Source organism: Clostridium aminobutyricum, from assembly GCF_017255415.1.
Classification (GTDB): Bacteria; Bacillota; Clostridia; order Peptostreptococcales; family Anaerovoracaceae; genus Aminipila; species Aminipila aminobutyrica.
On sequence record NZ_JAFJZZ010000005.1, the window covers coordinates 1 to 13488 of the forward strand.

At 41.9% G+C, this 13488-nt stretch carries 11 protein-coding genes and 1 other RNA gene; 11 read left to right on the plus strand and 1 reads right to left on the minus strand.

Translation table 11 applies throughout. The features are described 5' to 3' along the window. The 9 genes from JYB65_RS10920 to recR all read left to right on the plus strand — a co-directional run. A partial coding sequence (locus tag JYB65_RS10920) for an EF-Tu C-terminal domain-related protein (RefSeq protein WP_245156661.1) occupies positions 1-694 on the plus strand: 694 nt, incomplete at its 5' end. A gap of 427 nt (positions 695-1121) precedes the next feature. Further along, the gene (locus JYB65_RS10925; RefSeq protein WP_206582719.1) at positions 1122-2045 is read left to right on the plus strand and encodes a pseudouridine-5'-phosphate glycosidase; all 924 of its coding nucleotides are present in this window, start codon (positions 1122-1124) and stop codon (positions 2043-2045) included. Positions 2046-2069: 24 nt separating this feature from the next. Further along, positions 2070-4388 (plus strand): ATP-dependent helicase, encoded by a 2319-nt coding sequence (locus JYB65_RS10930; protein WP_206582720.1) that lies wholly within the window; start codon positions 2070-2072, stop codon positions 4386-4388. Between the two features lie 72 nt (positions 4389-4460). Further along, on the plus strand, positions 4461-6497 hold the full coding sequence (ligA, locus tag JYB65_RS10935; protein WP_206582849.1) for an NAD-dependent DNA ligase LigA: 2037 nt from the start codon (positions 4461-4463) through the stop codon (positions 6495-6497). A gap of 126 nt (positions 6498-6623) precedes the next feature. Further along, positions 6624-7619 (plus strand): AIR synthase family protein, encoded by a 996-nt coding sequence (locus JYB65_RS10940; RefSeq protein ID WP_206582721.1) that lies wholly within the window; start codon positions 6624-6626, stop codon positions 7617-7619. Positions 7620-7699: 80 nt separating this feature from the next. Next, positions 7700-7925, plus strand: an RNA gene (gene ffs, locus JYB65_RS10945) — signal recognition particle sRNA large type. A gap of 16 nt (positions 7926-7941) precedes the next feature. Continuing rightward, positions 7942-9498, plus strand: a complete 1557-nt coding sequence (dnaX, locus tag JYB65_RS10950; protein WP_206582722.1) for a DNA polymerase III subunit gamma/tau — start codon at positions 7942-7944, stop codon at positions 9496-9498. A 29-nt stretch (positions 9499-9527) separates the two neighbouring features. After that, a complete protein-coding gene (locus JYB65_RS10955; RefSeq protein WP_206582723.1) occupies positions 9528-9896 on the plus strand; it encodes a YbaB/EbfC family nucleoid-associated protein in 369 nt (122 codons plus the stop codon). Further along, a complete protein-coding gene (gene recR / locus JYB65_RS10960) occupies positions 9896-10495 on the plus strand; it encodes a recombination mediator RecR (RefSeq protein WP_206582724.1) in 600 nt (199 codons plus the stop codon). Before JYB65_RS10955 ends, recR begins: the two co-directional genes overlap by 1 nt. A 56-nt stretch (positions 10496-10551) precedes the next feature. Here recR and JYB65_RS10965 read toward each other — a convergent pair whose 3' ends face one another. After that, positions 10552-10812, minus strand: coding sequence for a DUF2508 family protein (locus tag JYB65_RS10965; protein ID WP_206582725.1), 261 nt, complete (start codon positions 10810-10812; stop codon positions 10552-10554). Positions 10813-10905: 93 nt separating this feature from the next. Between JYB65_RS10965 and JYB65_RS15290 the strand changes: the two genes are divergently transcribed. After that, on the plus strand, positions 10906-11163 hold the full coding sequence (locus tag JYB65_RS15290; RefSeq protein ID WP_425331130.1) for a pro-sigmaK processing inhibitor BofA family protein: 258 nt from the start codon (positions 10906-10908) through the stop codon (positions 11161-11163). A gap of 179 nt (positions 11164-11342) precedes the next feature. Beyond that, complete coding sequence (locus tag JYB65_RS10975) at positions 11343-12884, plus strand: amino acid permease (protein ID WP_206582728.1); 1542 nt, start codon at positions 11343-11345, stop codon at positions 12882-12884. The last annotated feature ends 604 nt before the right edge of the window (positions 12885-13488 follow it).

The window sequence follows — 13488 nt, forward strand, 5'->3', positions numbered from 1 at the left end:
TGATACACCAATCATCAGAGGATCTGCATTAGAAGCATTAAATAATCCGGAAGGCCCATGGGGAGATAAGATTATCGAATTGTTCGAAGCAGTAGACACATACATTCCTGAACCACAGAGAGACAACGATAAGCCGTTCATCATGCCGGTAGAAGACGTATTCTCCATCACAGGAAGAGGAACAGTAGCTACAGGAAGAGTAGAAAGAGGTATGTTAAAAGTTGGTGATGAAGTAGAAATCATCGGTTTAACAGAAGAAAGAAGAAAGGTCGTAGTAACAGGAATTGAAATGTTCAGAAAGTTACTGGATCAGGCAGAAACAGGAGACAACATCGGAGCGCTATTAAGAGGTGTTCAGAGAACAGAAATCGAAAGAGGACAGGTATTATGTGCCCCTGGAACAATCCACCCACATACAAAGTTCACTTCCGAAGTATACGTATTAAAGAAGGAAGAAGGCGGAAGACATACGCCATTCTTTAACGGATACAGACCACAGTTCTATTTCAGAACAACAGATATCACAGGAGATCTGCAGTTACCGGAAGGAACAGAAATGTGTATGCCTGGAGATAACATCCAGATGACAATTACACTAATCAATCCAATCGCAATCGAAGAAGGATTACGATTCGCGATCAGAGAAGGTGGAAGAACAGTAGGTTCCGGAGTAGTAGCATCCGTAATCGAATAATTAAAAAATGATATAAACCTAAAAAGGCAGTGAGCGAAAGTTCATTGCCTTTTTTTCGCGGCTTTAGCCGCAGTGAAAAAACGGACAGCAGGGAGCAAAGCGAGTCGGAGCTGAAAGCGTTGCCTTTTTTTCTAAACTTTGAGTAGACGATGAAAATCTATAAATCGAAGATTTATGATTTTCTAGCCTAAATTCTGTCGAGCGTCGCTAAAGCGCCGGACAGAATGTTAAACGGACAGCAGGGAAAGAATGCGCCTATTTTTGTTGGTATTATAGCTAAAATAGCAAAGTTATGATACAATATAATCTGCAAAAATGAGACGATGAAAATCTATAAATCAAAGATTTATGATTTTCTAGCCTAAATTCTGTCAAGCGTCGCTAAAGCGCCGGACAGAATGTTAAGTGGGAAAGGGAAAAGGGTGTAATGATGAAAAATTTCAATTCATATTTAGATATAGCGGAAGAAGTGGCGGAGGCTTTAGCTTCAGGCAAGCCTGTTGTCGCATTAGAATCCACCATTATTTCTCATGGTATGCCTTATCCGCAGAATGTTGAAACAGCATTAGAGGTGGAGAGAGTTGTTCGCGAAAATGGTGCAGTTCCTGCTACCATAGCAATTATTAAGGGAAGATTGAAGGTAGGAATTTCTAAGGAAGAAATCGATTATTTGGGGAAGAAGGGTCTTGCTGTCATTAAGACAAGCAGAAGAGACGTTCCTGTCTTAATCGCAAAGCAAGAGGATGGTGCGACGACCGTCGCTACAACCATGATATTAGCTGCTATGGCGGGAATTAAAATCTTTGCAACCGGTGGCATCGGAGGCGTACATAGAGGCGCAGAAACAACGATGGACATCTCTGCAGATTTAGAAGAACTGGCAATGACACCTGTAATGGTTGTCTGCGCCGGAGCAAAGTCGATTCTTGATTTAGGTCTTACTTTAGAATATTTAGAAACAAAAGGAGTACCGGTACTCGGCTATCAAACGAAAGAACTGCCGGCGTTCTATACGAGAGAAAGCGGCTTTGAAGTGGACTATAGAGCAGACACCCCAAAAGAGATTGCAGCTATCTTTACTGCTAAAATGGATTTGAAATTAAAAGGCGGAATGCTTGTAACGAATCCTATTCCGGTGGAATATGCGATGGATCATGAAACGATTTCAAAATCCATTCAAGAAGCAGTAGAACGAGCTGAAAAGCTTGGTATCAAAGGGAAAGAAACTACACCTTACTTATTGAATGAAATTCAGATTATTACCAAGGGAGAGAGTTTGAAGTCGAATATTCAACTTGTGCTGAACAATGCAGCTTTGGCGTCCCAAATTGCCTGCGAAATGTGCCGATAGAAGCAGAAAACGATAAGGAGTACAATGGATTATTTAAAGAGTTTAAACGAAAAACAGAGAGAAGCTGCCCTGCATAAAGACGGGCCTATGCTAATTCTAGCAGGAGCAGGAAGCGGAAAAACAAGTACAATGACGAGAAGAATCGCCTACCTCATAAAGGAGGAAGGGGTTTCGCCCTATCATATTTTTGCTGTAACTTTTACGAATAAAGCAGCAAAGGAAATGAGAGACCGGGTGGAAAGTCTGATCGGAGAAGGTCTGAACATGTGGATTTTGACCTTTCACTCTGCATGCCTTCGAATCTTACGTATGCATGCAGATCTTTTGGGTTATACCCGTGATTTTGTTGTCTATGACCCTACCGATCAAAAAACGGTGATAAAGACTTGTCTGAAAGCCGCTAATGTGGACGACAAAAAATTTACCCCCAATTATATATTGAGTATTATCAGCGATAATAAGGAAAAGGCCATCACCCCTGAGGAGTTCATGAGACTGAATGAGGGTGATTTTAAAGGAAAGGTTATCGGACAGCTTTACATAGAATATTGTAAGACCTTGAAAAAGAATAACGCCATGGATTTTGACGACTTGATTGTGAATACGGTAAGACTCTTTGAACAGCATGAAGACGTTCTGGAAAAATATCAGAATCGATTTAAATACATGATGGTGGATGAGTATCAGGATACCAACTATATGCAGTATCGATTTATCAAGCTGCTCGCTCAGGCGCATAATAATATCTGCGTAGTAGGTGATGATGACCAGTGTATTTATCAATGGAGAGGGGCGGACATCAAAAATATTCTGGACTTTGAAAAGGACTTCAAAGGAACCAAAGTCATTAAACTGGAGCAGAACTACCGTTCCTACGGGAATATTCTGGCGGCCGCTCATAGTGTGGTCGAAAGGAATCTTCAACGAAAAGCAAAAAAGCTCTGGACCGATAAAGAGCCGGGAGAGAAAATTACATATTACAGAGCGGATGATGAAAAAGATGAAGCGAGATATATTTCCCAAGAAATCGACAGACTTCACAATAAGCAGCTTCCGTATAAGGATTTTGCCATTCTGTATCGAACCAATGCACAGTCCCGAAATTTTGAAGAAGCGCTTTCTTCCAGAGAAATTCCGTATCGAGTGTTGGGCGGGTTGAGATATTATGACCGAAAAGAAATCAAAGACATTATGTCTTATATGAGGTTAGTTCAAAACCCGTCGGATGATGTGGCCCTGATTCGAATTATTAATGAACCGAAGCGGGGCATCGGCGAAAAGACGCTGGATAAACTGAAGGCCTTAGCCATGGTCCGGGGCGAAAGCCTATTCCAAACCCTTACGGACGAAGACGTGGTGGAAGGGTTACCGAGCAAATCGGTGGACAGCGTAAAACGCATGGTGAATACCATCGTCGAATATAGTCAGGAAAAGGATAACCTAAGAGTGTCGGACATATATGATGCGCTGATGGTACATACCGGCTATTTAAAAGCGCTGGAAGATGCCAATACCGTGGAAGCAGAGGGACGAATCGAGAACTTACTGGAATTCAAGTCCGTTATTTATAATTATGAGAAAGATGATCCGCAGCTTTCGCTGTCTGATTTTATGGAGAGAATCGCTTTGGTTGCCGAAGTGGACAATTTGGACGAAGGCGAAGATGCGGTGGTTCTTATGACGATGCATAGCGCAAAAGGACTGGAATTCCCGGTTGTCTTTCTGCCGGGCATGGAAGATGGGCTGTTTCCCGGATGGAGAGCCTTGGAAAAGCCTACCGGATTGGAAGAGGAGCGAAGGCTTTGCTATGTAGGCATGACCAGAGCCAAAGAGCGTCTATTTATGACGAGCGCACAGATGAGAACACTTTACGGTAAAACCGATTATACCCGAGAATCTCAGTTTATGAAAGAGATTGACAGAAAACTGATTACAGGTGATGCTATTTACGAAAAGAAGTCAGGTGGTTTTGGAAGCGGCAGCGGCGGTTGGAGTGATTCCGGCAGTGGCAGCAGCTCTACAGGGAACAGTTGGGGAGGCTCGAGCAGCAGTGCTACAGGAAACAGCTGGGGAGGTTCCGCCAGAGGCGGGAACGACGGTTATGCAAAAGCAGAGCCTTATAAGCCTTTTGATAAGCTAGGCGATGCAAAACGTGAGGTGAAACAAGGCGGTATGGCGAGTATACATGCAGATTTTGCCGCAGGTGACCGAGTAAATCACGCAAAATTTGGCCAAGGTATGGTAATCGAGGTAAATGGAAAGACTATCAGTGTCATGTTTGATACGGTAGGGCTTAAAAAGCTTGCGAAGGATATCGCCCCAATTAAAAAGATTGAAGGGTAGCTTTTAGCGTGTTAAACGGATAAATCTTCAATTTCATAAGGAGACAATATGGGAAATTCAGTTCAACCAAAAATGGATTTAAAAATAAAAGAAATGAAAAGTAAAATTGAACTGCTGAATAAAGCCTCTAAAGCGTATTATCAAGAAAGTGCCGAAATTATACCCAATATTGAATTCGATAAACTGTATGATGAGTTGGTACAACTGGAGACAGAGACCGGTATCACATTGGCAAACAGCCCTACAGTGAATGTCGGTTATCAAGTCCTCAGCGATTTGCCAAAAGAAGCTCATCAAGGGAGAATGCTCTCTCTTGATAAGACCAAGGATGTGGACACACTGGCTAGCTTTTTGGGCAACCAAAAAGGACTGCTTTCATGGAAATTAGATGGCCTGACAATCGTTTTAACCTATGAAGACGGTATCTTGACAAAGGCAGTCACCCGAGGAAACGGAGAAATTGGTGAAGTAATCACGAATAATGCGAAGGTATTTAAGAACCTTCCTGTGAGCATCCCTTTTAAAGGGAAATTAGTGCTGCGGGGGGAAGCGATTATTACGTATTCGGAGTTTGAACGAATCAACAGTCAGATTATCGAAGCGGAAGCGAAATACAAGAATCCTCGGAATTTGTGCAGCGGCAGTGTAAGACAGTTAAATAATCAGATTACGGCGGAGAGAAATGTACGTTTTTATGCATTCGCATTGGTTCAGGCAGAGAATGCCGGTGAAACAAAACAGAAGAATGAACGGCAGACGGACGGAGAACTTGTCGAACTCGCAGAACTGAAGCAGAAGAATTCGAGACAAAAACAGTTTGAGTGGCTTGAGAAACAAGGTTTTGAGGTTGTCGAATACCGGCTGACGACGGCGGAGAGTATTTATGAGGATGTCGAATGGTTCGCAGAGCAGATTCGACAGAACGATTTTCCCTCAGACGGGCTGGTATTGCTAATAGACGATATACAATATGGCGAATCCCTTGGAAATACGGCGAAATTTCCAAGAAGTTCGATCGCATTTAAGTGGAAAGACGAAATTAAAGAAACCGTTTTAAAAGAGATCGAATGGAGCGCGTCCAGAACAGGCCTCATTAATCCGGTAGCCATTTTTGATCCGGTGGAGCTGGAGGGAACGACGGTGAGCAGGGCGAGCGTGCATAATATCAGCATTATGAAACAGCTGGAGTTAGGGGTAGGAGATACCATTGAGGTCTATAAAGCCAATATGATTATTCCGCAAATTGCAAATAATCTGACTCGAAGCGGCGTAGAAGATATTCCGGATGTCTGTCCGGTTTGTGACGGGAAGGCTGAAATCCGTAAGGAAAATGATGTGGAAGTACTCGTCTGCACCAATGAAAAGTGTTTAGCGAAGCAGATCAAAGCCTTTACTCTCTTTGTAAGCCGAGATGCGATGAACATAGACGGATTATCGGAAGCAACTATGGAGAAGTTTATTGCGAAAGGGTTGATTAAGGAACTTGCCGATTTATTTCATGTGGAAAGGTTTAAAGAAACCATTGTCTCCATGGAAGGGTTTGGCGAGAAATCCTTTGAGAATATGGTAGAGTCGGTTAATAAAGCGAGAAAAACAACACCTACCCGTTTACTATACAGCTTAGGCATACCGAATGTAGGGGTTGCAAATGCAAAGGTAATCTGCAAGGCTTGCAACAATGACTGGTCTAGAATTCATCGTTTAACGAAAGAAGAACTGATGGAGATCGACGGAATCGGACCGAAGATGGCAGATGCCTATACGTCTTACTTTTCCGATGAAAAGAACAAAATGATCGTAGAGGACATATTAAAAGAGATTGAATTAGAATCTGATTCGATTATTACCGATGAAAGAGAACAAATACTGCAAGGCTTTACTTTCGTAATAACCGGCGCTCTTGAACATTTTGAAAACCGAGAAGAGTTAAAAGAACTCATCGAGAATAAGGGCGGAAAGACGACCGGTTCGGTCACATCAAAGACAAACTATCTGATTAATAATGACATTTTGTCGAACTCTTCCAAGAATAAAAAAGCAAAAGAACTGGGTGTAGAGATTCTAACAGAGGAAGAGTTTTTAAATCGAATAAACACGAATACCTTTTAGGGCATGTCGATGGCAACTACACGCAGATGTTGAGAAAACAAGGAATTTGTCAATCGCAAATAAACGATTTATAAGGAAGTTTGGAATTTGAAAAATTTGTAGATATAAAATATGAGGTGAAATTTGATGCTTAAAGTAGGCAAGCTGGATAGTGATTTATTGAAGAAGATTGTATTTGAAAAGATAACATACAAGAGACCCGAAGTCTTAACGCGGCCCGGAATCGGAGAAGATTGTGCAGTCGTGGATTTTGGTGATTATGATTGTGTGATGTCTACAGATCCTATTACAGCGGCAGTAAGTGAAATCGGAAGATTAGCGATTCATATTACGTGCAACGATATTGCATCAAATGGAGTAGAACCTTTAGGCATCATGCTTGCGGTGATGCTTCCGGAAGGAACCACTGAAGAAGATGTAAAGACGATTATGGGCCATGCGGGTGAAACGGCTGAAGAACTTGGCGTCGAAATTATCGGGGGACATACGGAGGTTACTCCTGCTGTGAATACACCGGTGATTGTGTCCACTGCGATTGGCCGGGCAAAAAAAGGCGACTCGCAGAATGCAAGCGAAATGAAACCAGGAGATTTTATCCTAATGACAAAATTCGCCGGCATTGAAGGAAGCGGCATCCTGGCCCTGGATTTTGAAGAAGAACTTCGAAATGTCTGCTCTCAGGAAGAAATTTTAGAGGCCCAGCAACTTCTAAGTCAAGTCAGTGTGGTTCGCGAAGGCGTTATTGCCGGGAAAATCGGTACGGCAGGGATGCATGACATTACGGAAGGCGGTGTTCTGGGAGCCGTGTGGGAGATGTGTGAAATCTCCCGAAATGGTGCAGAACTGTGGCTGGACAAAGTTCCGGTAAAGGATATCACCAAAAAGATTTGCAATAGATTTCAAATAAATTATTTACGGCTTATTTCAAGCGGCTGTATGCTGATTATAGTAACGCCCGAAAAGCGCCCCTTGCTGGAAGAGGCACTGGTCCAAGCTGGAATAGCTGTCTCTTGCATCGGAGTTATCAAAGAAAGAGCTTTTGGTGTTATGCTGAACAGTGAAAATGACCTGCAACCGATTGCGCCGCCTGAGGCGGATGAGCTCTATAAGGTTGTAAAATAAAAAAAGCCTCTGCGAGGAGCTCAACGGCTTCGCCTCTGACTCGCTTCGCTCCCATAATAAAAATTTCCCAAGGAGCGTGCACGGATAAAATAGCTTGACTTTCAACAAAATTTATAGTATATTAACTAGATGTGAATTGCCTTTTAAAAGCTCCGCTTGGTTAGGTTTGGGTCCTGCGCAATAGGACTCTGCGAATCTTGTCAGGTCCGGAAGGAAGCAGCAATAAGTGGAAGCTCTTATGTGCCGCAGATTAGCCTTCTCCTTGCCGGTGGAGCTTTTAAAGGGCAATTCTTTGTCTTTATTTGATTAAAAGAGGGATAGAATGTATACTGCTTTGTATCGAGCTTACAGGCCGGAAACCTTTGATACGGTTTTAGGTCAAGAGCACATAGTAAAAATATTGAAAAATCAAATTGCAGCTGATTCCACGGGGCATGCTTATTTATTTTGCGGTACCAGAGGAACAGGTAAGACCACAACCGCCAGACTGCTGGCGAAAGGGGTCAACTGTACGTCCGAAAATGTTCGGCCTTGCGGCGTATGTGAAAATTGCAAAGCCATCAAGGACGGAACCTTTATGGACGTGATCGAAATTGATGCAGCCTCCAATAACGGTGTCGACAATATCCGTGAACTGAGGGAGAGCGTGAAATATCCTCCGGTAGTCGGGCGGAAAAAAGTATATATCATCGATGAAGTTCATATGCTATCCTCCGGGGCTTTTAATGCATTGTTAAAAACGTTAGAGGAACCGCCGGAAAATGTCCTGTTTATTTTAGCAACTACCGAACCTCAGAAGCTGCCGGCAACGATTCTTTCCAGATGCTTAAGACTGGATTTCAGAAGAGTTCCCGAAAAGGTTCTTTTGGAAGGTATGAAATCCATTTGTGCGGCGATGGAGATTCGGATTACAGACAGTGCGTTAGCACTTGTAGCGGCCAATGCGGACGGCTCGGTAAGAGACGGTCTCAGTATTTTAGATCAATGTTTATCTGCCGGCTCCAAAGATATTTCCAGGGAAGACGTGTTAGAAATATTGGGGACCGTAGGAGAAGAAGTATTTTTGGAAATCACCGATGCAGTGATGCGGCATAATACGGCAGAAGCACTGATTATGTTGGATAAGGTATTAGCAGACGGCAAAGATGTACGGCAGTTTATGAAAGATTGGATGTCGCATTACCGAAATTTGCTGATAACGAAATTTGTCAATAAAGCAGAAGATATGTTAAACATGTCCAGCGAAAACATAGAGAGAATTTGCGAACAGAGCCAACGGATCGATGTGGCGGAGATCAATAATCACATTATGGAGCTGGCAAAAACCATGTCGGATGCAAAATGGTCTACCCAGCCCAGGATTTTGCTGGAACTTTGTATTGTAAAGATGGCAACAGGCCTGCTTCAAAAAAGCACACTGCCATCCGGAAATGATGCAGCTGTGACGACGGTAATAAAAGCGGAAAGAACCGTTATCTCGGGAGCGAAAACGGAGGCAAAGCCAAGTGCTCCGGCAGAGCTTGTCTCAAATGGCGGAGAAGCAAATGACGATCTGGATAAAGATCGGCTATGGCATGCTATTTTCGAAACCGGCGAAGCAGCAACGGCAAGCTTTAATTTGATACGAGTCGGGACTGAATTAGCGGAAGTTACCGCTCATACCTTCTCGGTAACGGCTTCCAATACAGTGACCGCCGATTATGTAAAGAATAAACAAAGGGAACTGGAAGATATTATGGAGCAGCATACGGGAGTACGGCGTCAGTTGCTTTGTAAGGTAAAAGGAAACTGCGACGGACCTACGCAGAATGGAATAGATATCGAAAGCATAAAGAAAAATGCAGAAAATAAATTGGGCATAAATATTGAATTAGTATAATGCAGCATTGCATAGATAAGGAGGAAGAAATGGGAAAAGGTATGAGAGCAGGAAAAAAGCCAAGTGCAGGTGGTGGCATGGGTGGCGGTGCGAATATGCAAAAGCAGATTCAGCAAATGCAGCAGATGCAAAGACAAATGGAAGAAACGCAGGCTGAAATTGAAAAAATGGAAGCAACTGCAACGGCAGGCGGCGGTGCGGTGACGATTTCCGTTAACGGTGCTAAAGAACTGATAAAGGTTGAATTAAAGCCGGAAGTAGTGGATCCGGATGACATTGAAATGCTGCAGGACCTGATTTTAGTAGCAGCGAACGAAGCCCTTCGGCAAATGGAAGAAATTGCACAGAATGAAATGAGTAAAATCACTGGTGGACTAAACATTCCAGGATTAATGTAATGAAATACTATGCAAAGCCATTAAATAAATTAATAAATGAGCTTTCCAAGTTGCAAGGCATTGGAAACAAAACGGCGCAAAGAATGGCATTTAATATTTTAGATATGGACGATAGAGATGCATTTGCCATTGCCCAGGCTATTATCGATGCTAAGACAAAGATGAAGTATTGCTCCGTATGCGGCAATTTGACGGATACAGAGCCTTGTGCGATTTGTTCCGATACGGAACGGGATACTTCGGTCATCTGCGTAGTGGAAAGCCCCAAGGAGGTCGCTGCGATGGAACGAATTCGAGAGTTCCATGGCATGTACCACGTATTGCATGGGGCCATATCACCGCTTGAAGGGATCGGGCCGGAAGATATCAATCTGAAATCTTTAATTGTACGTTTGCAAGAGAATGATGTACATGAAATCATTTTAGCGACCAATCCAAATATTGAAGGAGAAGCAACCGCTATGTACATAGCTAGGCTGATCAAACCGTCCGGAATAACTGTTTCGAGAATTGCACACGGCATTCCGGTAGGTGGTGATTTGGAATATGCCGATGAAGTTACTTTGTCCAAAGCAATGGAAGGACGCAGAAGTCTATAAATAATTAGACAGTATGCTCTATCCAATAGAATCTATGGAGATAGATCGCTGATGATCTATGCGTGTAGGTTCTTTTCTTTTGCTTTTTTTATTAAGTAAGAATATCGCGCTTTTTCAGCTAGTATGTCATAAGTGGCGTAGTCTATTAAATCATCGTCAGTAATTTCATTGAAAAGTGATTCGGCAGACAAAATTTTTGACGATGAGGACTGGATACACATCAGAAGAGATTCATCATCACCTGGCGGACTAGGCAGCCGAAACACCTTGCGATAGGCTTTTATTGCAGAGTCTGCAACGCTATTTAGTTTTGACATGTTATTCACACCTTTCTTTTTTGCCCTTTAATTCTATTTTAGTCAACGCTCTCATATTTTATACAAAGGCGGTGAGGTAAAATGGATTCGGGTATGGAAATAATTATATTTCTATCATATGCAGCGGGGTTGTTAGTTATTTTTATTTTGGCCAAAATATTTTCGTTCTCTGGCCGAGTAATTCGAAGAATAGTAGTAAATAGCTTATGTGGTGGTATTTCAATTATATTGATAAACATAATAGGTGGTAGTTTTGGGCTGCATTTGCCTTTAAACATCATCTCTGCTTTCGGAGTAGGAACCCTTGGTCTGCCCGGAATAGTCCTGTTAGCCCTATTTTGCTATAGATAAATAGGCAGGTAAAGAAGCTAACGGAGATTCGGTTAATTTGTTGACAAGCAACCTATGAAACTATATGGTTAAGTATAATTGTTAGAGTATGTAGTATTGGCTTGATTTTAGATTTGTAAGATCAGTGGCAGTATGTATGGTAAAAATACGTGAAATTTAGGTTGTAGGAGACAAATTATATGAGTGATAAACATGGCAGAAGTTCGGAGAAAAGCCATCGTACTCTAGCTCGTGGCATCCTGCCATGGCACGTTTCGCTGATAGCATTAGGCGGAATTATTGGTTCATGCTATTTTTTAGGGTTAGGGTTAACCTTTTCTCAAATGGGGGCCGGAGCAGTATTGATTGCCTATGCGGTTGCCGGATTAACGGTATACGGCGTCATGCAGTCTTTTGCGGAATTATTAGTAAATATTCCGAGAAGAGGTTCTTTTGTCTCGTACACGAGAGAATTCCTGGGAGATACGGCTTCTGCAGGAATCGGATGGGCGTTCTGGTGCAACTGGGTGGCGTATGTGCCGTCTGAGGCATTGGCATGCGCCGTGTTTATGAACTATTTTATTCCTATTGAGAATAGAGCCATCGGTACATTTATATGGGGGAGCGTTGCCTTATCCATTTTAACGGCGGTAAATCTGTATCATGTGAAATGGTTCGGGCATATAGAGTCCGTTATGTCCATTCTGAAAATTTTAGCGATCGTGGTTTTTGTCATTTGCGGAATAGGCATTTGGTGCGGAATCATCGGCGGAAACTTGCATCCGTTCACCGAAAGAGCAGGACTGATCGGAACCCAAGTGTTATTGGGCGGTGAGGGTTCAGGGATACATAAACTATTTCCTTCCGGCGGATTTGTGATTATCACGTATATGATCTGGACCTTAGTCAATTTCCAAGGTTCAGAAATTGTAGGCTTGTCCGCGGCAGAGACGCAAGATCCGGAAAAAAATGTGCCTATTGCCTGCAAGAGTGTGGCCTATCGAATTATATTAATTTACTTAATTCCGGTATTTCTGCTAACGTTAATCGTTCCGTCAGCGCAGGCCGGTTTAGATCAATCTATTTTTGCATATACCTTAGGGGCTTATGGCCTGAAATGGGCGGCCGGTTTGTTCACCCTCGTGACATTAATCGCAGCCTTCAGCTGCGCAAACTCCGGATTTTATGGGACAGTACGGGCACTTTACGGATTGTCCGTCGAAGGGCTGGCTCCGAAGAGTTTATCTCAGTTAAATCGATTCAGCACGCCGCATAATGCAACCATATTCACCTTGATTCCTATTTGGGTAGTGTTTATACTGGGGTTTGCATCCGATGTGTTAGGGCTTTGGGGGAAAAACGGACTTCCTCTGTATGCGAACTTATTAGGAATATCCGGATTTACAGGCACATTATGCTGGGTGGGGATTTGCTGGTCACAGATCATTTTTAGAAAGAAGCTTAAAGAAAGAGGCTATAATCCGAAAACTTGTTTAACGGTAAAAGCGCGGTTTTTTCCCGGACTTGCTTATTTTGCCATTATTATTCAGGTAGGGGCTATGATTCTTTTAGCTTTTGAGGATGGCGGAATGCCCGTAGTCATTATTTCTCTTGTTGCTATTTTCGTACCGATATCCATATACGCAGCACATAAGAAGATGGGAATGACGAGAAAAAGTATTATTCTGGGCGAGGATGAAGTATTGTTTGATGAAAAGTTTCCTCCGCTGAATAAGGAATAGATGATTTATCATAGGGAACAGAAAATAAAGTAGGGTGTCTCTTTATTGATACGGATTATTTGGACAGTGTTGACTGCCTGATAGAAGTTCATTGGAGGCACTCCTTTTGTTTTTTTGAAAAGAGTAAAAAATTACATGAAAAAACTATAAGAAAAAACTATAATAGCATTAATTTGCTCTATTATTCTATTTTATATCTTTTCAAGGGTATCTACCTCCTTACGATGGATAAAAACTATAAATACTTGAATAAACATACAAATAATTTGTACAAAATCATAATGTTTTTAAACGTTATTGTGAAAATATACAAAGGAGTAAGAAAGTTTTATAAGATATCTTGTCAAAAGGGGTTTCATAATTGTTGAAATTATGGGATTGATATTTTTTTGTCTTGTATATTGTATAATTTTCTGTGCATGCTTGACAATTATTTTGATATAGTATAAAGTAAAAACATTATTTATGAATATAATAGTTAAAAATATGATTAAAAAAGTACTATTTTGCGGAATAAGAAGCAAAACCAATTTGATTATTTTAAAATAGAAATCAATTCATTTGTTTTGCAATAGTTAACTACACAATTTGGGCGAAATAGTAT